The sequence below is a fragment of the Mycoplasmopsis caviae genome (assembly GCF_024498215.1).
Classification (GTDB): Bacteria; Bacillota_I; Bacilli_A; order Mycoplasmatales; family Metamycoplasmataceae; genus Mycoplasmopsis; species Mycoplasmopsis caviae.
Genome location: NZ_CP101806.1, coordinates 86,709 through 108,461 on the forward strand (window position 1 = coordinate 86,709; position 21,753 = coordinate 108,461).

A 21,753-nucleotide genomic window follows, 5' to 3' on the forward strand; every position below is an offset into this window, starting at 1 on the left:
AGAATACATGCCAAAAAAAAGTAAAACAAGTGCTCAAGTAACACTTAATGTTAAAAAAGCTTGATATCAAATTCTTAATGGTTATTTTGAAAAAGAAAAACTTCCAATGAATGAGGTTGTTCAAATTTTTTCAGTTGAAACAACAAGAATTATTAATAAGTTAATTGACCCAGATGCAGAAATTGTTTTTGAAATAGATGAAGCAAAACAAGAAGTGTCAATTTACAACAATAATGTTTGTGTTACAAAAGAACCAACAGATCTTGAATCACCAGAAAGTTTAATTAGTTTTGTTGATTATGATGAAGTTCACTCAATTAATTCAAAAATTAAGGAAGGTGATATCATTAAGTGAGAAATCGACTTATCTAATTTAACCAAATCACAAAACTCGGAAGCTAAAAAAGCACTAAAAATTATTAATTCATCAATTGCACAAGCTATCAAAATACTTCAAAAGAAAAAAGTTTTTGAACAATACTCAGGTAAAATTGGCGAAACTGTTAAGGTTGTATTGAACTCAAAAAATTCAAATGGCTCATGAAATGTTCAAATAGTTGATAGTAATGTTAATGCATTCTTACCAGCTGGGCTAATTAGTTCAAAGAGAAAAGCAAACCCTGGTCAATATTTTGATGTTGTTATTGAAAAGGTTTCAGAAGAGTCAAAACTTAGCCAAATTGAAGTTTCATTAGACTCACCAAAAATTGTTTATACCGTCTTAAAAAACAACATACCTGAAATTGCTGAGGGATTGATTGAAATTGTTGGAGTTTATAGACAACCTGGTGAAAGAACAAAGGTTTCAGTTAAACTAGCAGAAGGTGCCAATCCAGATATTGATGCTAGAGGTGCAATAATTGGAGAAAACGGTTCAAGAATAGAAATATTAAGTGAAAAATTAGATGGTGAAAGAATTGATGTTGTTTTATATGATGAAGACATCAGAAAATATATTGCTAATGCTATGAGTCCAATTCCAGTTGTAGATGTTGTACCTAAACCAAAAGAAGAAAACAAATATTATGTTATTGTTGTGCCTGAACATTTAACTCCAGCTATTGGCAAAAAAGGTGTTAATACACTTTTAGCTTCTAATTTAACAAAAGCAAAACTTGACATAATTTCAACAACTGATGCAAAAGCACAAGGAATTGTCTTTGATGAAAGTTTAATTTCTTCTATTACATCAGCAATCAAAAGAGAGGGTACAAAAGTTAAATATCAAAAACCAGCTAACAATAGAAAATCAATTAGGAAACAAGGCCAAAATATTTTTAGCAACTCATTCAATTCGATTGATGTTTCGAATTTTGATCAAGACATAGCAGCTTTTGAATTACATGAACAAGACAAAATGGATTCATTATATGAAGATGATGATAATTTTGAAGAATTAGTAAGAAAAATTGAAAGTGAATTTGCGAGCGAAAAGTCACAGGAAAATGTAAGCGAGGAACAAGTTGTTAAAACACCTAAAAAAGATAATAAAATTTCCACATCAGACTATAAAAAAGCCAAAGAAGTTGCAAAAAATTTTGTTGTTGATGATGATTTGAGTAAGTTTGGACTTGATGATTTTGACTTAGGTGACATTGACTTTGATGAATACGAAGACAAATAATAAAATTAAAAAAAATTCAAATTTCACTCGTAAATGTATCATCACTAATCTAGTGAAGCCAGTTGAAGAATTGGTTAGGTTTGATTTTAATAAAAAAAACAATATAATTACACTAGATATTAACAGGGATAAAAAGGGACGTGGTTGCTATTTTATACCAACTCATGAAAATTGAGAAAAGTTAAAAAAACACAAAGGTCTAAATCGTGCTTTTAGAACTGCTGTTGATAAAGAAGTGTATAACGAAATCGAAAAAGAATTGGAGGAGTCAAAATGCCTAAAAAAAATAGAATAAGCAATGTTGATGAGGTTAAAAGTCAGCTTTCAGAAATTAGAACAGAAGTTAAAAATGGTGTTTTTATTTTTACTAATAAAATGCCATTAGGTGAATTTGCTCAAAAAATCGGTATGAATACCAATGATTTGATAAAGCGTTTTCTAATGAAAGGCAAACTTTATCAAATCAACTACATACTTGATGAAGAAGAAATTGCTGAAGTTTGTATGGAAAGAGGGCTTGACTTTAAGAAAGAACAAAATGTCGATGCTGCAAACTTTCTACATGCAGTTAAATTCGAAGATAATGAAAAACTATTAGTTAAGAGACCTCCAATTATTACAGTTATGGGTCATGTTGACCATGGTAAAACTACATTGATTGATTTTATAAGAAAAACAAAAGTTGCTGAAAGCGAAAGTTCAGGTATTACTCAACACACAGGTGCATATCAAGTAATTCACAATGGAAACAAGATTACATTCATTGATACTCCTGGACATGAAGCATTTACTGAAATGCGTTCACGGGGTGCAAAAATTACTGACATTGTGGTTCTAGTTGTTGCCGCTGATGATGGAGTTATGCCACAAACAAAAGAGGCTATTGATCATGCTAAGGCGGCCAATGTTCCAATTATTGTTTTTGTTAACAAAATGGACAAACCAAACAAAGATCTTGAGAGAATTAAGAGAGAACTTGCAGAGTGCAATGTAATTGTTGAAGAATATGGTGGAGATGTTCAAATGGTAACAGGTTCTGCTATGAAAGGGCAAGGTATTGACAATTTATTTGAAGCAATCAACTTGCTAGCACAATTATTAGATCTTAAAGCAAACCGCTCAAGATATCCAGTTGGTACAGTTATTGAAAGTAAGATCGACAAAGGTGTTGGTGTTGTTTCAACACTAATTGTTGAAAATGGTAGTTTATACAAAGGCGACTTTATTGTTGCTGGTTCAAGTTATGGACGTATTCGTTCACTTCAAGATGCAGTAGGTAAAACATTAGAACATGCTCATCCAGGAACTCCTGTTATTGTTAGTGGTTTAAATACTTCTCCACTTGCTGGCGATAGATTTATTGGTTTTCAAGATGAAAAATTTGCTAAGAAATTAGCAGAAGAAAAAGCACAAATTGATAAAAACAGAGCACTTTATGATAAAAGCCAAACTGCTGAAATTGAAGTAGGTCGCAAAGTATTTAATGTTATTATTAGATCAGATGTTCAAGGTACAGCAGAAGCTATTAAAGGAAAAATTGATGGTATGTGCAATGATGAAGCAATGATTAAGGTTATTGGTGCACAAGCAGGTCAAATTACAAATGCTGACTTATTGTTAGCACAGGCTTCAGATGCTAGAATTATTACCTTCAATGTTAAACCATCGGCAACAATAAAACAAAGTGCAAAGTATTCAGGAATTACAATTGTTAATTATTCAGTTATCTACAAGATTATTGAAGATATGGAAGCTCATCTTAAAGGTCAAAAAGCAGTTATTTATGAAGAAAAGAAAATTGGTTCTGCACACATTATTAAAGTTTTCTTTTATTCAAAACTTGGTTCAATTGCTGGATGTATGATGGACGAGGGTGTGGTAAAAGCTAACTGCAAGGTTAAAGTTTTTAGAGGCAGAAAAATGATTCACGATGGTGTAATTGAAACACTCAAGCGTGAATTAAATGATGCAAAAGAAGTTGAAAAAGGTAAAGATTTTGGTACTCATATCAAGAAGTTTAACGATATCAAAGAAGATGACATTTTAGAATTTTTCGAAGATGTTCCAGTTAATGTATAATACTATAAAAAAGGCAAATAGGTAAAATTATGGATTTAAAAAAATATATAAGAGATGTTGAAAATTTTCCTAAGGCAGGCATTATTTTTAAAGATATTTCTCCTTTATTAGCAAACGGTAGTGCACTAAATTACACAATTAATGAAATGGCAAAATATGCCACTGATGTTGATTTAATTGTAGGACCTGATGCTAGAGGTTTCTTATTTGGGACTCCAACAGCAGCTTTTCTTAAAAAGCCATTTATTATGGTTAGAAAACCAGGTAAGTTACCAGGTGAAGTTGTTTCAAGGAGTTATGATTTAGAATATGGAAACAACGTTTTACAAATTCAAAAAGGTTTCATTAAGAAAGGTCAAACAGTTGCTATTATTGATGATGTATTGGCAACAGGCGGAACAACAAAAGCTATTATTAAACTTCTTGAAGAACAAGGTGCTATAGTTAAGAAAGTTATATTACTCCTTGAACTTGAAGCATTAAATGGAAGAAAAATAATAACCGAAGATAATAATGTTGAAATCATTTCATTAGTTAAATATTAGCAATTAAAATTAGTTTTCTACAAAATACAAAGCAAAAAATCTAGGAATATGTGCTTAGTATTCCTAGATTTTTTGCTAAATTTCATCAATACAATATTCAATTGTGTTATTTAAGATTCTTGAGATAAAGGTTTTAACTTTATATGGTTCTCTCCTAAGTTGATTTTGATAATATGTTTCAAATTCGCTCTTGTTCATACCACTAAAGAAAAAAGTAATTTTATTATTTGCTATTCTGCTTTCAATAATTTCCATTAAAACTTGTAAACGAAACCAGTAATTATTTTTTTCAAGACCAATTTCATCAATAATTAAAGCATTAACTTTTTTAAGTTTATTAATTATGTCATTAATTGAATTTGGACTAGATGAATTACCCATTGCTGTAATTAAATATGAATATAAAGCACTAGTTGTCAAATAAGCTGATGAAATTCCTGCTGAAGCAAAATCGTTAGCTATTGCACTTGCGATATATGACTTGCCAGTATTGTTTGCACCGTAAACATAAACACCTTTAAGTCCTTTTTGTTTTTTTGTTGCAATTGCACTCTTAAGTCTTTTTAAATAGTCGTTAAGTTCTCTTCTTTGTTCAGAAGACAAGCGCACTTTATCAAGTCCAGCGTCAGGGTTAGGCTCACAAATTTTCGTTAATCATAAATTGATATGTCTAGTAACCACGGCATTGTATTCATTTTTTGCAACAGTCTTTTTAAAAACAAGCTTGCCGTTTTTTCTCATGATAGTAAAAATTCAAGGATAAATTTGTGAGTTATCCAATGATTCTTTAATGTTTATAAAAGTAAGCAAGTTGTCCAATATTTCTTCATTTGTAATATTGTTTGCTTGAATTAATGCCTCAAGTTGTGGTTGACTATGCATTATTTCAAGAGCTTTATTTTCAAATTCAGCCTTAGAATTAAAAAATAGCTCTTTTTTAATTTCTTCTTTTGCTGCCATAACTACTCCATTAGTTGTTTTGGTTATCTTCTCTTTGAAGTGATTCTAGATAGGTTGCTTTATATAGATTAATTTTTGAAACAGCAACTTTATTTTTAATTTTTAACATTTCATCTAAGTATCTTTCAATTGCTTCAAATGAAAAAATTGTTTTTTTAATTAGGTCATTAACAATTTTAGTAACATAATTAATATTTATACTACTAACTTCTTTGCTGTTGTACGCGTAAAAGAAAACTAAATTTAAACAAGGATCTCCAAAACCTTTTTCTCTGCTTTCTTTAATTAAATTAAGCACACTCTGTGTAGGTATTTTATGACTAATTTGAGAATAGAAGTATCTTGAGTCTGTTTTTAAGATTGCTTCATAAGGATTTGGATAATCAAATGTATTAAATGACAATTTATCCTTAATTTCTTCTACTATTTCTTGTGTTTTAATCATACTTGAATCCACTTCATGTGAAAACGTAATAGTTAAATCTTCTTCTGATTCTGGAAACACTTCATCAAATGATGCAGAAGCATCCAACAAATGCGAAGCCTTACTTAAATAAATATTTCTTTCACGACCAACTAAACGTTCAAAATTTTTGCTTCCTATAATACTAATCAATTTATTAGCTAAAATTAAATTCTTTTTAAAACCAGTACTGTCCAATGGTTTTTCAATAATAAAAAGCGTCTTACGATTAAATTCATCTAAAAATGTAGAAATTAATGAAACAGATTCAAGTTTAATACGTGCACTATTTAGTGTATCTACATCCATATTTAATAAATAAGTAAGGCTATCATAGTCATAAAAACCTGTCTCATCAGATTGGCTGAATGAAAGATCTCTAAGGTATTCATAGAGCAAGATAGCATCACTACCTAAAATAGGAGCATAAAACTTACGTAAATTTTTTAAATCTTCTCCGCTAACTGACGAAGAATGTTTGATTCTAAAGAATGCATATGGAATATTTCTTAGCATTTTTTACCTCCTATTTTAAAGGCTGTTTTGACCTCTTCTGCTCTTATTTTATGAGATTAAAAATAGAAGTTTTAAAAAATCTAAAATATTTTTGCAATTAGTAAAGTTATTCGCATAGATATCCACAATTGGAATTGACCCAAAAAGTGCATTTTTAATATAAAAAGGGTCATTTTTTGCATCAATTGATTTAATTTTATTTTTATCCACATTACGTTTTTTGAAATTTTTATCTCTATTTTTTCAACTTGTTTCTAAGCATAAAATAGCAGAAAACAAAGAAATAAAATTAATTTTTTTTGGCATTAAATTAGGTATCTCAACTATGGAATAATTACCATCCTTCAACTCATCATAAATTATAGGATAAATTAAATTTTCTAATCTCTCCAAATTATGTGGCTTTTGGTCAATTCAATCCATTATTTTTTGTTTACTAATTCCATCTTTATTGTTCAAAAATGAACCTAATTCATCATTAATTTTGTGGTAAATTTTGCCACCTTTTCGATATTCTTGTGCAATAAAACGGTCACAATTAAAAACCTTTAGACCATTTTTAGCAAAATCGTCAAGAAGAGTACTTTTACCTACAGCAATTTTTCCAATTAATGCAATCATTTAACTACCGTCCTTGATAAATTGCTCTATTGCTAAATTTGCACTTTTAATATAAGTTCTAGCCAACCCACCAGCACCTAATTTTATTCCGCCATAATATCTAACAACAAAGACAACTAGACCATTTATTTTTCGCACAATTAAAAGGTCTCTAATTGGTCGGCCTGCTGTACCATTAGGTTCACCATCGTCACTAAAACCAGCATTAAGAACACCACTATTTAAAAAACTATATCCATAACAAATGTGTGTTGCTTTTTTGTGCTCTATTCTTAAATTTGCTTCTATGTTTTTTATTTCTTCTTTTGAATTAATTTTAAAAACATATGAATAAAATTTAGATTTTTTGATTTCGTATAATTGTGCTTGCATACTATTATTATATAGAAAGCAAAGCAATTAAAGATAAAGTGATTTTATAACAAAAAAATTCGAAAGTTAATCCTTTCGAATTTTGGTGTTTTAGCTTATAGCTTTCAGCAAAACCAATTTGTGTGTTTTCTTGTGAATAAATATCAAATTGTAAATAAGTTTAAATCTTAGTTATATAGTAACATTAGTTAAATTTTACTAGAATAAATTGTCTTTGAGTGCTAACTTTATTTGTAAACTTGTTTTTAATTGATATATAAAATGTATATTGTCATCCATTTTTCTGACCTTTAAAATCAGTTATTTCAAATATTTTTTTATCGTATTTACTAAACACAAAATTTTCTTTAGATATATTATCCTTAGGAATTTTTCCTTTTGCAAAATTTACTGTTATTTTTTTTAATTCTGCTTCAATATCTGGAAATTTTTTTGCATTGATTGTAGTTTCTTTTGTTTCTGATATATTTGTTTCAAAGTTTGAATCAAATACTAAATATGTTACTTTAACCGATTCATGTCCGCTTGTTTCTTCGATTGAAATTATTTTAAAACCAACTTTTGGATCATGTTGAACTTTTTCTAAACCTGCTTCTTTCTTTTCAACAATTTCATAAGCGTAGAGATTACCTTTTGCTTTAATGCTAATTGCATCTCTAAATTTATTAAGTTCTTCTATTTTTAAAGGTTCATGATAATCCTTTTCAACTGTAATTGTGCCAGATTTATTTTCTGGTTTTGTTTTTTGCTTAACATGATAAGAAATAGATATCTTGCCTTCACCAACAAGCGAAACACTCTCAACAACAACCTCAATTAATGGGTCAATATTTTTAATTTCAAGTGCTTCTTTACCTTGTTTAATAATTTGTTCTTTTGTTAATTCTTTTAGTGAAAATTCAACTTTCTTAGCAAGTTCATTAAGTTCTTTCTTGTTTATTTCTTCAACACCAATATTTTTTACTTTTGTACAAGAAGCAGATAAAACAGGCATGCTTGCCAATGAAAGTGCTACTGGTGAAAATAACAGCGATATTTTTTTATTTTTCATAATTGCCTCCTTAGGCTATTAAAAAGTAAATAGATTATATACTAAGCAAACAAATTTCTATGTGAAAAGAGCATAACTTTCTTTTAAGGGATTATTATTGCAAATTTAATACATTATTTTATTTGCAAGCCTAAATAATTTCATCAGTTTGTTTTTTTATTATTTGAAATCTAAACTCCTTTATTTAATTTAAGACACTCATTAAAAATTACACAACGATTGCAAAGAAATACATTACTTTTTAGTTTGACACTTTTTATCTTTGAAATTAACTAATACACTTATAAAACAGCCAAATTAGTAAATTTTTCATTGGTCAATTTTGTGTTACCATATCTCAGGTTTCTTGCTATTTTTATTATTATTTTAAAAACAAGCCTAGCACATAATCGAGTAAATTAGTTATGTAACTGCTTGTTTCTTTGTATAAAAAAACGGAAAAGTGAAGTTTCACTTTCACAGTTTTCAACTTAATTAAATTTCATCAATTTGATCGATTCGAACTTGATGTCTACCACCTTCATATTCAGTTTTAAGATATTCATTAAACATTGCTTTTGCATCAGCAAAAGGTACATATCTTCCGCCCATAACTAAAACATTAGCGTTATTATGTAATTTTGCAAGTCTTGCATCTTCAACACTTACAACTCTGGCAGCTCGAATATGCTTATGTCTATTTAGTGCATAAGAGATGCCTAAACCTGTACCACAAAAACCTAAGCCAATAACATTCTTGTGTTCATTAATATAGTTAGCCAACTTATGTCCTTGTTCAGCATATGAAATGCTTTTTGAGCTATCTGCGGGTCCTAGATCAACAACTTGGTAACCTAAGCTTTCAGCATACTGAGCCATTTGGTTCTTTAATTCACAACCACCATGGTCGCTAGCAAGTGCAACAATTTTATTCTTATTCATAAGATCTCCTTAGTGTCTATTTTTAAATGATAATGCAAAAAATTGGAAAAGTTTAAGAAAAATGACCAATTTTTCCCAAACTTTTCCAATTTTTGACCTTTTCTTAAATAAAAGTCAAGTTTATTGTGCTATGAGAATAAAGAAACAAGAAGATGTAAAAGACTGCGGATTATATGTTTTGCAATATTTTGTTGCAAAACATAATGATGAGTCAATAGATATTAACTATTTTAAAAATAAAGCAACTTATGCAACAAATGGTGTCAATATTACAACGCTCAAAAATTTAGCTAATGAACATAACATTGAACTTAATAGTTATTCAGGTGACTTTGAGTCACTTGAATCTATTGATAATTCTAATTTACCCATTGCATTGTTGCTAAACAAAAAAGGATACACACACTATGTTGTCTTAGAAAAGATGACACCAAAATACTATGTAATTCAAGATCCAGCATATGGAAAAAGAATCAAGGTTTCTAAGAGCGAGTTAGCTGGAGAATTTGCTAATGTTATCTTGTTTTTTGATCCAAAAGAAGATAAACAAAAAACAAAAGGCAAAAAATATACATTGGATAATAAAATAGGAACACTTTTCTCATATAAGAGATATATTTATCCATTGTTTGTTTCAGCACTGTTGAGTTTGCTTTTATCATTTGGCTCAACATTTTTTATCAAAATAGTTTTTGATTTTATTTTGCCAAATTACTTAAAAAGTAACTTGATCATAGTATTTGTATTTTTCTTGTGAATAAATATTTTAATGTTTATCAACCGGCTTTTTAAGAGCCATGTCATAAGGAAAATAAAAAATGATTTAGAGTTTACATTGACAAAGGCCTTTTTTGACAAAATCAAAAAAGTACCTATGAATCATTTGTCAAAATTAACAAATAGTGACTATTTAAAAAGACTTGGATATATTAAGGAAATATGTGAGTTTCAATCAAACTTCACATTTACTTTTTTAAGCGAAATATTTTCACTTGTTGGCTCTATGATATTGCTAATTTGAATAAATTATATTTTATTTTTAGTAATGTTTGGGGTTACAATTGTGGTCCTTTTAGGCAATATTATTTATCATTTTTGAATTGAGAAAAACTATTCAGAATTTTTGGAAAAAGGACTTGAAAATATGAAAGGCGACATAGATTTCATATATTCATGAAAAGAAATGGGCAACGTTGATTTTTGTTCTTATATTGAGAAAAATCAAAACAAAAGAATGTATGAATTCAAAAAGAAAGAATATTCATTTAACTCAAGAGGTGATCTTAAAAATTTTTGGAATGATTTATTTATAGGAAACTTTTCAACCATTATTGTATTTATTTCCAGTTTCTTTATATTAAAAAATCAATTATCTGTTGGTTCACTTATGATGTTTTTAAATGGAATAAATTTCTTTATAAATCCAATGTTAAATTTAAGTTCACTAATGTTAAATTATTCAATGATTAAAAGAAATACCAATCTTGTAAATTTTGTCCTAAACCTTGAAGAAAAAAACAACCTTAATGATGGCTTATTGCTTGATAAAATAAAAAAAATTGAGCTTGAAAACATTAATTTCTTTTATGAAAACGGAAAACCAATATTAAATATTCCAACATTTGTGATTGACAAAAATATACAAATAAATGGTAAAAACGGAAGTGGAAAAACGACATTTCTAAATTTCATAAACAACTGTTTTAAAGGTTATTTAGGAAAAATTAAGGTTAATGATTTTGATATTGATACAATTAATTTAAAAAACTATCAAAGCAAAAATATACTAATAAATTCTTCAAGTTATTTTCCTGACGTTTCTATCATTGAATATATAACATCAGGAAATAATGAATATAAAAATGAGTTGAATGTAAATATACAAAAATACAATCTTCAGAACATTTTTAGCGAAATGAATTTCAATATTAATGGACAAATAATAAGCAACGGAAGTAATTTATCAAGTGGTCAAAAACAACTTATGCTATTACTTAAATTGTTCACAAGAAAATATGATCTAGTGATGCTCGATGAGGCTTTTGAAAACATTAATCTAAATATATCCTCACTTTTAAAGAAAGCAATAAAAAAATATCAAAATGATTCAATTTTTATAGAAATAAGCCATAACAAAAATTATGTTTATAACAACAAGGAGGTATATTTTGAAAAGATTAACAACTGTTTCTAAATGAGTATGAATTTCATTAATTTTATTGACAATTACAACAATTGCACTCATTACCTTTATTTGTTTGTATCATATTGATAAAACGCTCAAGGTTAAACTCCTAGTTAACAATCAAAAAGATTTAACTCTTTTAGCTAGTGACAAAACTGCTTATTTTTTAAAAAGGAATCAGAAAATAGTAATTAACATCAATGACCAAATTTTCGATTTAAAAATCAGTAATTTAAAGATTGAAAATCAAACAATAAAAATAACTTTCTACCATATACCGAACACACTAAGATTATTACCAAATACAACGCTTGATGGAACAGTTTTTGTTGACAGAACTTCACTACTCAATTTAATATTAAAATCTTAATTCATATTATAATATTTAGTATGGTTGAATTAAATATTATAAACAAGACAGAAGTTAAATTTTTATATGAAAAAGAGTATAAACAAATACTAGAAAATTTAACTAAAAATTTTGACATAAAACAAACGGTTTCAGTTGATGTTTTAATTACAAATAATGCAGAAATTCAAGAATTGAATAAAAAATACAGGGGCAAGGATTATCCTACAGATATCCTTTCTTTTGGTCTTGAAGATTGAGAATTATTTAAAAATATGCCTATTTTTCCACTTGGCGAATTAATTATTAGCCATGAAAAAGTTGAATCGCAAGCGATTGAGTTTGGACACTCACTTCGTAGAGAATATTGCTACCTATTTGCTCATGGTTTAATTCACTTAATGGGCTATGACCATGAACACGAGGAAGAGAGAATTGAAATGAACAAACTTGTTGATTTAATATTTAAGCCATTGAACATAAGTAGAGAGGAATAATCTATATGGATATTAAAAAAATAAAAGGATTATTAAAATACTCATACTGTCCATGATCTAATTTTCATGTTGCAGCAATAGCAATCGACTCAGAGGGGAGAGAGTGACCTGGGGTCAATGTAGAAAATGCTGCATTCCCTTCAGGTTTATGTGCTGAAAGAAGTGCTCTCTTCGGCTCAGTTGCATATGGTGCTAAGGTTGGCAGTTTTAAAGAAATTCATATAATATCATCAGGGGAAGATTTTATTTCACCTTGTGCCGGTTGTCGTCAAGTTATAACTGAATTTATGCCTGATGATGCATTGGTTTATCAGTATAATAAAAGTGGCGAAAAATTCAGGGTCAATAAAGTTTCTGAATTAATTCCTTTTCCTATTAGATCTGAGCAAATTAAATAATGAAAGTATGTTTAGCAAGTATTATTGGTCGACCAAATGTTGGAAAATCATCTCTAATTAATAAAATAGTTAAATATGATGTTGCTATTGTAACTAATGTACCACAAACAACAAGAGACCAAATTGTAGGTGTGTATAATGAAGATGATTTTCAACTTGTTTTTGTTGACACTCCCGGAATTCATAAACCACTAAATTTATTAGGTGAATCACTAAACAAAAGTACCTATGAATCTACAAAAGAGGTAGACTGCTTATTATTTTTATCTCCGGTTAATGAAAAAATTGGACAAGGTGATATTTTGATATTGAATAAAATTAAAGATCAAGAAAATAAAATAGCAGTAATTTCAAAGATTGATTTAGCAAAGAACCCTGATGAAATTAAGGAAAAAATTGAAGAGTTAAAAAGATACAATTTTGACACCATTTTATCAGTTTCAGCAAATGATGATAAATCTGTTGAGAGCCTTATAAAGGTCATAAAAAAATATGCATATGATGGTGAACCATTTTATGATCAGGATTATATAACTGATAAATCATTAAGATTTATTGCAAAAGAAATAATTAGAGAAAGTGCTATTAACCTTTTAAGAGAAGAATTACCTCACTCTATTGCAGTTGAAGTTTTAGAGTTTATTGAGGATGAAGACATAAAAATCGATGCAATTATTTATGTAAAGAAAGCATCTCAAAAAGGTATGGTAATAGGTAAGCAAGGTCAAATGATCAAGCAAATAGGTACGAACGCGAGAAAAAAAATGATGAGCCAATTTGATGCAAAAGTGCAACTTAATTTAAAGGTAAAAATTGCAAATAAATGAATTAATGACATTAAAATTCTTAAAAAATTTGGTTATGAGTAATTTGGTATAAAATTTTAAAAAGAGGTATTTATGAACAGAAAATATTTAGATAAATTATTCAAAGAAAAAAAGATTGATGCTTTAGTTTCTGAGGCACCACAAACAAGATTATGATATTCAAAAGTTCAAACAACAGATGGATATATAGTAATTGAAAAAAATAAAGCATATTTATTTGTGGATGGAAGATATATTGAGTACGCCAGAAATAATGTAAAAAATGTTGAAGTCATCTTACTTAAAACAGGAACATTAAAAGAGTTTTTTGACAAAAAAGCCTATAAAACAGTTGCATTTGAAAAAGATTATTTAAATTATCAAGTTTATGAAAGTTTAAATGCATTAATTAAACCAAAGAAAATTGAATGGGTTTTAGGCCAAGAATTAAGAATTTTAAAATCTGATGAAGAAAATGAAATCATGCAAAAGTCAATTGATATTTCATTAGCTGCTTACAAAGAATTAATGTCATGAGTTAAACCTGGGATGACTGAAAAAGAAGTTGCAGCTTACTTGAATTATTTAATGAAAAAGCATGGTGCAGATAAAGAAAGTTTTGATGAAATAGTTGCTACAGGACCTTCATCTGCTGAACCACACCACCATCCAACAGATAGAAAACTTAAAGAGGGAGATCTTCTTAAAGTTGATTTTGGGGCACTTTACAAAGGATATAGTGCAGACATAACCAGAACCTGTATTTTAGGTGGAGAAAGTAAAGCAAATGATCCAAAACAGTTAGAAATTTTAAAAATTGTTATGGAAGCAGCAAAAGCTGGTCGTGATGCAGTTAGACCCGGAATAAAAGCTAGCGAAATTGATAAAATTTGCAGAGACTATATTACTAAAAAAGGCTACGGAGAATATTTTGTCCATTCAACAGGCCACGGTTTAGGTATCGATGTTCATGAATTACCAAACGTTAGAGCAACAAGTGATTATATTTTAGAACCAGGGATGATAATTACTGTCGAACCAGGAATTTATATAGAAGGCTTAGGTGGCGCAAGAAACGAGGATGATGTTCTTGTAACTGAAAAAGGCCGTTATGTATTTAGTAGACCAGAAGAAAAATCATAAAAATTTTTCGAATAACTTCAGCAATTGCTAAAGTTATTTTTTTATTGCTGAAATAATATAAAATTAACAATATGAAATACAAAAGTGGTCAAATTATAGAAAATGTTGAAGCGATTAACTTAACATATGAAGCAATGGGTTTAGTAAAAATAAATGATTATTCAATATTTGTTGAAAATTTACTCCCCCAAGAAAAAGCAGACATTAAAATTAAGAAATCAAACAATAATTTTGCATTTGCAACAGTTGTTAAAAGATATAACAATAACCCCAAAAGAATTGAACCAAAAAATGCCAAATTAATGCTTAGTGGTTCAACCCCATTAGCGATTTTAAATTACAGAGATCAATTAGAATTTAAAGAAAATTTTGTTAATTATTTGTTCCAAAGAAACATTCATTTTAATGAAATAAAAAATATTTTTCCTTGCGAAGAACAATGAAATTATAGAAATAAAATAACTGTTTTTGCAGAATATAAAGATGGCAAAATAGTGCTTGGTTTATATGAAAAAAACACCCATAATTTAGTTGAACAAGACTCCTATGATTTGGCTAATTTACCTATAAAACAGGTCCTAAAGTTTATTTCTAATAATATAAATAACTTTAAATGTTTTAGGGAAAACGGTAAATTTTTAAAACAAATTGTTATAAGAAATTCAAGTGCCTTCGACGAAGTGATGATTGCTTTTATAATTTCAAAACCTTTTGAACTATCGAGTGATTTAATTAATAATTTAACCAGAGAGTTTAGCAATATTAAGGTTATTCTAACTGATATACAAGAGAAGAAAAATGCCGTTAAGCACTATCTTAAATCAACAAATATTAATGATAAAATTGGCGACTTAATATTTAAAATTGACTACAATAGTTTCTTTCAGGTTAATTCGTATCAAACAAATAATTTATATAACTTATTAATTGATAACTTAGAACTTACAAAAGATTATGTTGTTATTGATGCCTATTCAGGTATCGGGGCAATAAGTTTGAAAATAGCTAGTAAAGTTAAGAAAGTTTATGGACTCGAAATTGTTAAAGATGCCATACTGAATGCAAACGATAACGCTAAATTAAACAACATTAAAAATGTAGAATTCTTTGTTGGAGATGTATTAAAGACAATTGACAATATCAAGGAAAAAATAGACTTATTAATTCTCGATCCACCTAGAGCGGGCATGTCTAAGGATTTTTTAAAAAAAGTTCTTGAAATTAAACCAAAACAAATAGGATATATAAGTTGTAATCCACACACACTTTGTCGAGATGTTGATCTATTAACAAAGCAAAACTATAAATTAACTTATTTGAAACCTTGTGATATGTTTTGCCAAACACATCACATTGAAACTGTAGCAATACTTGAATTATCATAACAATTAGTTAAGTCATAATTTGGCAATGACAGCTGTGGTCTTAATCAGTAAATTGCTATATGATATAATTTATTTATTTAGTAGGAGAGTTAAAATGGCAATAACCCAAAAACCTAAAACTTATCTTGAATTTGTTAATGAAAATTCAAATATGATTAATGATACAGTTGTTAAAAGTGTAGAGTCAATTTTAAAACAAGACAATAATGCATTCAATAGATTAAAAATTTTGTTAATTGTGTCAACTTGTCTGTTAGTCATTGGTTTAGTTATTACAATGTTAGGAATTTATTTTGTTATAGGCGAAATATTTACAAATACATATTTCATTTTTTATTTTACTGGCATTACTTTAATATCAAGTCTTACAATGTTTTTTATATATTATAAAGATCGAAGAAAACTTCTAAAGTCATTTAAAGAAAAACTTGAAAATGATGGAATATTTCAAAAAGTGCTTAATAGTTTATCTTATAAAGTTATAAATCCATCAGATCCTGAACATTTTAAACTATTTAGCCAATTTCAACGAAAGTTTAACATTGATTCAAATAGTTTAGACTGAATTAAATTTGTACCTGAGGTTTATTGAATACCAAGTGATGCAGGAGTATACAATATTGGTCAAATGTTTTTTGTTGTTGATAAATATAATAATCTTTGGGCTTTCCAAACAGTTAAGTACCATTGAACAAGAGCTACAACAGATGCAAAAGGAAATACAGTTATTGTTGATTATTATGAAAATGCAACTGTTTTTGAAGGTTTCTTCAATTCAACAGAAAAATCAAGTAAATTTACTCTTGCACTTGGCACACGTTGTGGATTGAACAGAGGAATGCAATCAAATATAGAATTTGAAAATAAAACATTTAATAAATTATTTAAACCATATACAACTGATAAACTTAAAGCATTCAATGTTTATCAACCATACCCAATGGATGTATCGATTGAACATTATAAGCAGTATCCAGACTATACCAAATCATTTGGTTTGTTGCTAAAAGACCAAAATGTAAAATGCTGACTAAGGCCAAAAGGAACTATATTAGAAATTGATATACCAAAACTTACAATAGATAAAAATAAAATAACTAAAGCAATATGCAAAGATGTTTTAAATGATGCTTACTTAATTTATTGACTATTTTCATTCCTAACTATTCCTGCTTACTTTAATTAATTTATATCAAGGTGAATGTAATATCACCTTGATTTTTTAAAAAGTTTTGTTAGTATAAATTTAATTTTAAATCTTAAACTTTAATTTGATTTTATCTAAATAACCTATGAAACAGAGCAATATAAAAAATCGCTCTATAGTGTTTTTAAAAACAAAAAATAGAACTTTATTCCAAAAGTTCTATTTAAAATAGTTTTAATTGGTCTGTTTCATCGAGGCCTTTAAAAATGTTCAACTTTTCCATTTTTTCGACAAGAGATTTATTAACCGAACTTCGTCTAATAACATCTTCTTTTGAACTAAAAGGTTTAAAATTTCTTGCTTCAACCAGTGACAGTGCAACAGCATCACCTAAACCATCAATTGATTTAAATGGAGGAATTAAACATTTATTTTCATTGTCAATTACTCACTCATGAGCTTCAGACTTTTTAAGACTAATATTAGAAATATAAAAACCTCTTGCATATAATTCTTGTGCGATTTCAAAAACAGGAATTAAGTCATCGTCCTTAACTTTTCTCTCATTCTTTGGAATATTATTTAGTTGATTCAATCTATCAGTTACTTTATGTCCACCTTTAATATCAATCATATTTTCAATTTCAACTGCCCTAGCATGAGTTGCAAAATAACTAGCATAGTGAGCAAGTGGATAATAAAGTTTAAATCAAGCAATTCATCAAGCCATTAAAACATATGCAGTTGCATGAGCTTTAGGAAACATATACTTAATTTTCTTCATGCTCTCAATCATTCAATCTGCAACTTTGTATTCTTTTAATTTCTTTTCTTCATCTTCAGTCAAACCCTTGCCTTTACGAACTTTTTCCATAATGTTAAAAGCAAACAAAGGTTCAACTTTCTTTCTAAGAAGAAACTCCATAATGTCATCACGACAACTAATAACATCTGTAATATCAAATTTTCTCTTGTTTATTAAATCTTGTGCATTGTTTAATCATACATTTTCACCATGTGAAAGACCAGAGAGTGAAATTAAATTAGCAAATGTTTTGGGTTTAGCTTCTTTAAGCATTTGGCGAACGAAATTTGTTCCAAATTCTGGTAAGCCAAGAGCACCTGTTGATTCATTGTTAATTTGTTCAGGTTTTATATTCATGGCCTTTGGGCTAGTAAATAAACTTAAGACATTTGGATCGTTTTTTGGAATGTCTTCAATGTTGATACCAGTATATTTTTTAAGTAACCTGATAATTGTTGGATTATCATGGCCTAACAAGTCAAGTTTTAGAATATTATCATGAATTGAGTGAAAATCAAAGTGACTAGTTAATCAAGTTGAATCAGATTCATTGGCAGGATAATTAATTGGTGTAAAATCATAAACATCAAATTCTTTTGGAATAATTAGAATTCCACCTGGGTGTTGACCAGTTGTCCGTTTTAATTTCTCTATTTTATGGGCTAAAAAGTCAATAAATGGCTCTGAATAATTCCGCATTGCTTCTTCTGTAAATGCTTTAACATGACCATAAGAAGTCTTAAGAGCAACAGTTGATATTGTCCCGGCTTTTAAAGTGTGTGTGTTACCAAAAATACGCTTAACTTCATTGTGAATATCGCCTTGAATATCCCCTGAAAAGTTAAGGTCAATATCAGGAACTTTATCAGCTTTAAAACCTAAAAATGTTTCAAATGGTATACTTTGACCATCAGCTTCAAGCTTAGTTGAACATTTAGGACATTTTTTATTAGGCAAATCATATCCACTAGTGATTTTATCATCTTGAACTATTTCAAAATATTTACACTTGTTACATAAGTAATGAGGCACAAGTGGATTAACTTCACTTATTCCGGCTAAATTGGCCACAAATGAACTTCCAACTGATCCACGGCTTCCAACTACAAAACCGTTTTCTATTGATTTTTTAATTAAAATATGACTAATTCAATAAATAACACTAAAACCGTATTTAATAATTGGATTTAATTCAGCTTCTATTCGTTTTTGGATTATTTCAGGTAAAATCTTACCATATTTTTTATGTGCTGTTTCATAAACTAAATCATGTAATTTTTGACCACTATTTTCAAAATCAGGCGTATAAAGTTTATCTTTAATAATTTGAATGCGGTCACACATATCAGCGATCTTGTTAGTGTTATTTATAACTATGTTCTCAATGAGTTCTTTGTCATTTAAAAAAGCAAATTGCTCTAACATTTCTTCAGTTGTTAAAAAATCTTGATTTGGAATCGGTATTTTTCCACTTCTGGCTTGTTCATAATTAAATAAATAATGTCTTGCATTCTTGATTCCTTTTGCATAAACCAAAACTTCATAAGCAACTTTATCATATAAATTTAAGTATTTGACATCAGCAACAGCAACAACAATTTTATTCATTCTAAGAGCTTCACTAATAATTTCCTTTAGTGAAATCTCAAGTTGTTCTTGAGTTATGAGTTGATTAGAAATTCAATGACTAAAAACTTGCGGTGCTGGAATTTCAACATAGTCATAAAGTGCAAGTTCCTTTAAAAATTCTTCATGTGAAGAATAAAAATATGTATCAAGCAGTCTACTTTTTAGTGTTCCTGAGCCCAAAAGTAAATTTGAACTTCGATTAGCTAAATCTTCAATGAATGTTTTAGGTCCATTATATAAGTTTTTAGTTAGAGCAGTTGTTAAAAACGCATATTGTTCTTTTAAACCATCATAATTTTTAGCAATTGTTGAAACTTCATATGAAAATGTTTTATTATATAAGTCGCTGCTTATACAGGAATTAAGTTGTTCAAAAGTTGTGATACCGTTTTTACTTAACTCATCCATTAAAGCAATCCAGACTTCAGCCAACACTTTTGCATCATAGTCACCACGGTGGGCAACTGTTGGATCATATTCAACACCAACTCGAGTTGCAACATCTTCAAGTTTGTGCCTTTTGTTTTGTGGAAAAACAATTCTTGAAACGATCAATGTGTCAATAACTGTTACATTAGGAAATTTCATATTTTCTTGCCTAAATTTTTCTTTTAAAAAATTAAGGTCAAATCTAGCATTGTGAGCCAGTGCAATTTTTCCATCAAGATCTTCAAAAATTCTCCTTAGTGCCTCTCTTAATTCGATTCCGCTACTTTGAACCATTGAATTAGTAATACCAGTTAGATTTTCAGTAAAAGGTTTAATTGCCTCTTTACATTTAATAAAAAATTGTTTTTTTTCTTGGTAATTATTAGAGATTATTGACATTGAACCATATTCAATAATTTCATAGTATCTTGGAATAAGTCCGGTTGTTTCAATGTCAAAAGAAACATAGTTTCTGCCTTTAATTTCTCCTGTTGGAACATTTCCTAAGATAGCTCTATTTTTTTTATTAATAACAGAGAATGCTGTTCCATATAATGGTTTAACTTTTGATTTTTTACTTGCATTATAAAATTCAGGATAACCTTGGGCGCCATCAACATCCATAATTGCAACAGCAGGGTGATTCATTTTTTCGGCGAAAGCAAAAATGTCCTTAGGGAAAATTAAACCATCCATTGTATTCATTTTTGAACTAACATGAAGTTCAACTCTCTTTTTGTTTAGTTTACTATTTTCTGCTTTCTCAACTAATAAACTGCCAGATTTTTCAAAAAAATCTAAAAAGACAAATTTACTCCTTGCACCAAATGTATTTTCCGCAATTGTTCCATAAATTGTAACTCACTTATTATTTGCTAGTTCGCTGATTTGTTCAGGTTCAAATAGTTCAGTGCGAATGGTTTTTACTTCGACTGCGTCCTTGTAATTAGTTAGAAAAAAAGTATAAATGTGCTTACCGTTTTTGCTTAATGAATACTCTTGAGAATAAATCATTCCCGTAAATGAAACAGCACTTTTATCATCCATTGAAGAAAGGCTTTCAAGTTCAACCTTTTCATAACTTCTCTTTCTTCAGCGACTATTAAAACCCGAAGACTTTGAAGTTTCATTTGCTTTATTGATTTTTTCTTGATTTTGAATTTCTCTACGCATAAATTCAAGAGTTTTTTTCTTTTCCTCTTCAAGTGCTTTTTTATCTAATGAAACCATTGTCTTAAGTTCAAAATTAATTTTTAAGTCTTTTCAACCATATTTTATTAAGGTTCGTTCAAGTTCTTTAAAAAGTGATTTATACTCATCATATTCTTTTTGAGACATCACAGAAATTGTCGCAACAAACTGATCGCTGAATTTCATTTTCTTTAAAATTGATAAATCTCTTAATTTGATGAATTTGGCTTTTTCATAGGTTAATTCGTTAATAAAATCAATTAAGTTTTCTTTTTTATATTGTGAAATATCAAGGGTGATTTTGCCTTTAATATTGTAGACATTATTATTTTTTAAACAAGAAAGAAAAGAGAAAAAATCCTTAGCTTTGATTGAATTAGTAAATCTAAAAGACACATTTAATTGGTCTTTTAATTCATCATAATGATAAGTTTCTAACTCAACTTTTTCTAATTCAGGAGTAACTTTTACATTAATATCCTTGCAGAGAATTTTAAAGTTTTCATTCTCAATTTTTCTTATTTCCTTAGACATATATAACTATTATACATATATTTTTTATTTAAAATATAATTAAAAAAATTAATTTTTTTGCTTATTTTTTAGCAAAAAAAGAAGCAAGGAACCGTTTAAAAAA

General features: G+C 28.4%; 19 protein-coding genes. 12 read left to right on the forward strand and 7 right to left on the reverse strand.

Annotation, left to right across the window (positions count from 1 at the left end):
* The first annotated feature begins 7 nt into the window (after positions 1–7).
* From NPA07_RS00410 to NPA07_RS00425, 4 genes are read left to right on the forward strand one after another with little or no spacing between them, the layout of a single operon-like run.
* Complete coding sequence (locus tag NPA07_RS00410) at positions 8–1,624, forward strand: NusA N-terminal domain-containing protein (RefSeq protein WP_126118147.1); 1,617 nt, start codon at positions 8–10, stop codon at positions 1,622–1,624.
* Positions 1,605–1,919: a YlxR family protein gene (locus NPA07_RS00415; protein WP_126118146.1), complete on the forward strand. Its 315-nt coding sequence runs from the start codon at positions 1,605–1,607 to the stop codon at positions 1,917–1,919. Before NPA07_RS00410 ends, NPA07_RS00415 begins: the two co-directional genes overlap by 20 nt.
* The gene (infB, locus tag NPA07_RS00420) at positions 1,898–3,703 is read left to right on the forward strand and encodes a translation initiation factor IF-2 (protein WP_126118145.1); all 1,806 of its coding nucleotides are present in this window, start codon (positions 1,898–1,900) and stop codon (positions 3,701–3,703) included. The genes NPA07_RS00415 and infB overlap by 22 nt, the downstream gene beginning before the upstream one ends.
* 29 nt (positions 3,704–3,732) lie before the next feature.
* Complete coding sequence (locus NPA07_RS00425; protein WP_126118144.1) at positions 3,733–4,248, forward strand: adenine phosphoribosyltransferase; 516 nt, start codon at positions 3,733–3,735, stop codon at positions 4,246–4,248.
* 75 nt (positions 4,249–4,323) lie between these two features.
* Here the strand turns inward: NPA07_RS00425 and NPA07_RS00430 are convergent, their stop codons facing one another.
* The 6 genes from NPA07_RS00430 to NPA07_RS00455 form a co-directional block, all read right to left on the reverse strand.
* Complete coding sequence (locus tag NPA07_RS00430; protein WP_256553221.1) at positions 4,324–5,208, reverse strand: ATP-binding protein; 885 nt, start codon at positions 5,206–5,208, stop codon at positions 4,324–4,326.
* Between the two features lie 10 nt (positions 5,209–5,218).
* On the reverse strand, positions 5,219–6,187 hold the full coding sequence (locus NPA07_RS00435; RefSeq protein WP_126118143.1) for a replication initiation and membrane attachment family protein: 969 nt from the start codon (positions 6,185–6,187) through the stop codon (positions 5,219–5,221).
* Positions 6,188–6,235: 48 nt separating this feature from the next.
* Positions 6,236–6,808, reverse strand: a complete 573-nt coding sequence (gene coaE, locus NPA07_RS00440; protein ID WP_126118142.1) for a dephospho-CoA kinase — start codon at positions 6,806–6,808, stop codon at positions 6,236–6,238.
* Positions 6,809–7,180: a YigZ family protein gene (locus NPA07_RS00445; protein WP_126118141.1), complete on the reverse strand. Its 372-nt coding sequence runs from the start codon at positions 7,178–7,180 to the stop codon at positions 6,809–6,811. It lies immediately after the preceding gene.
* Between the two features lie 184 nt (positions 7,181–7,364).
* A complete protein-coding gene (locus NPA07_RS00450) occupies positions 7,365–8,231 on the reverse strand; it encodes a hypothetical protein (RefSeq protein WP_126118140.1) in 867 nt (288 codons plus the stop codon).
* Between the two features lie 474 nt (positions 8,232–8,705).
* A complete protein-coding gene (locus tag NPA07_RS00455; RefSeq protein WP_126118139.1) occupies positions 8,706–9,152 on the reverse strand; it encodes an RpiB/LacA/LacB family sugar-phosphate isomerase in 447 nt (148 codons plus the stop codon).
* A gap of 130 nt (positions 9,153–9,282) precedes the next feature.
* Here NPA07_RS00455 and NPA07_RS00460 point away from each other — a divergent pair, with 130 nt between their 5' ends.
* From NPA07_RS00460 to NPA07_RS00495, 8 genes are all read left to right on the forward strand, one after another.
* Positions 9,283–11,346, forward strand: coding sequence for an Mbov_0121 family peptidase domain-containing ABC transporter (locus NPA07_RS00460; RefSeq protein WP_256553222.1), 2,064 nt, complete (start codon positions 9,283–9,285; stop codon positions 11,344–11,346).
* The gene (locus NPA07_RS00465) at positions 11,321–11,707 is read left to right on the forward strand and encodes an MAG1140 family protein (RefSeq protein WP_126118138.1); all 387 of its coding nucleotides are present in this window, start codon (positions 11,321–11,323) and stop codon (positions 11,705–11,707) included. Before NPA07_RS00460 ends, NPA07_RS00465 begins: the two co-directional genes overlap by 26 nt.
* A 20-nt stretch (positions 11,708–11,727) precedes the next feature.
* Positions 11,728–12,183: an rRNA maturation RNase YbeY gene (gene ybeY, locus NPA07_RS00470; protein WP_126118137.1), complete on the forward strand. Its 456-nt coding sequence runs from the start codon at positions 11,728–11,730 to the stop codon at positions 12,181–12,183.
* A 5-nt stretch (positions 12,184–12,188) separates the two neighbouring features.
* The gene (gene cdd / locus NPA07_RS00475) at positions 12,189–12,581 is read left to right on the forward strand and encodes a cytidine deaminase (RefSeq protein WP_126118136.1); all 393 of its coding nucleotides are present in this window, start codon (positions 12,189–12,191) and stop codon (positions 12,579–12,581) included.
* Positions 12,581–13,450 (forward strand): GTPase Era, encoded by an 870-nt coding sequence (era, locus tag NPA07_RS00480; protein WP_126118135.1) that lies wholly within the window; start codon positions 12,581–12,583, stop codon positions 13,448–13,450. Before cdd ends, era begins: the two co-directional genes overlap by 1 nt.
* 30 nt (positions 13,451–13,480) lie before the next feature.
* The gene (locus NPA07_RS00485; protein ID WP_126118134.1) at positions 13,481–14,530 is read left to right on the forward strand and encodes an aminopeptidase P family protein; all 1,050 of its coding nucleotides are present in this window, start codon (positions 13,481–13,483) and stop codon (positions 14,528–14,530) included.
* Between the two features lie 71 nt (positions 14,531–14,601).
* Complete coding sequence (gene rlmD, locus NPA07_RS00490) at positions 14,602–15,915, forward strand: 23S rRNA (uracil(1939)-C(5))-methyltransferase RlmD (protein WP_126118133.1); 1,314 nt, start codon at positions 14,602–14,604, stop codon at positions 15,913–15,915.
* A gap of 94 nt (positions 15,916–16,009) precedes the next feature.
* Positions 16,010–17,101 (forward strand): DUF3137 domain-containing protein, encoded by a 1,092-nt coding sequence (locus tag NPA07_RS00495; RefSeq protein ID WP_126118132.1) that lies wholly within the window; start codon positions 16,010–16,012, stop codon positions 17,099–17,101.
* 184 nt (positions 17,102–17,285) lie between these two features.
* Here the strand turns inward: NPA07_RS00495 and NPA07_RS00500 are convergent, their stop codons facing one another.
* Positions 17,286–21,650, reverse strand: a complete 4,365-nt coding sequence (locus tag NPA07_RS00500) for a PolC-type DNA polymerase III (protein WP_126118131.1) — start codon at positions 21,648–21,650, stop codon at positions 17,286–17,288.
* Positions 21,651–21,753 lie beyond the last annotated feature (103 nt).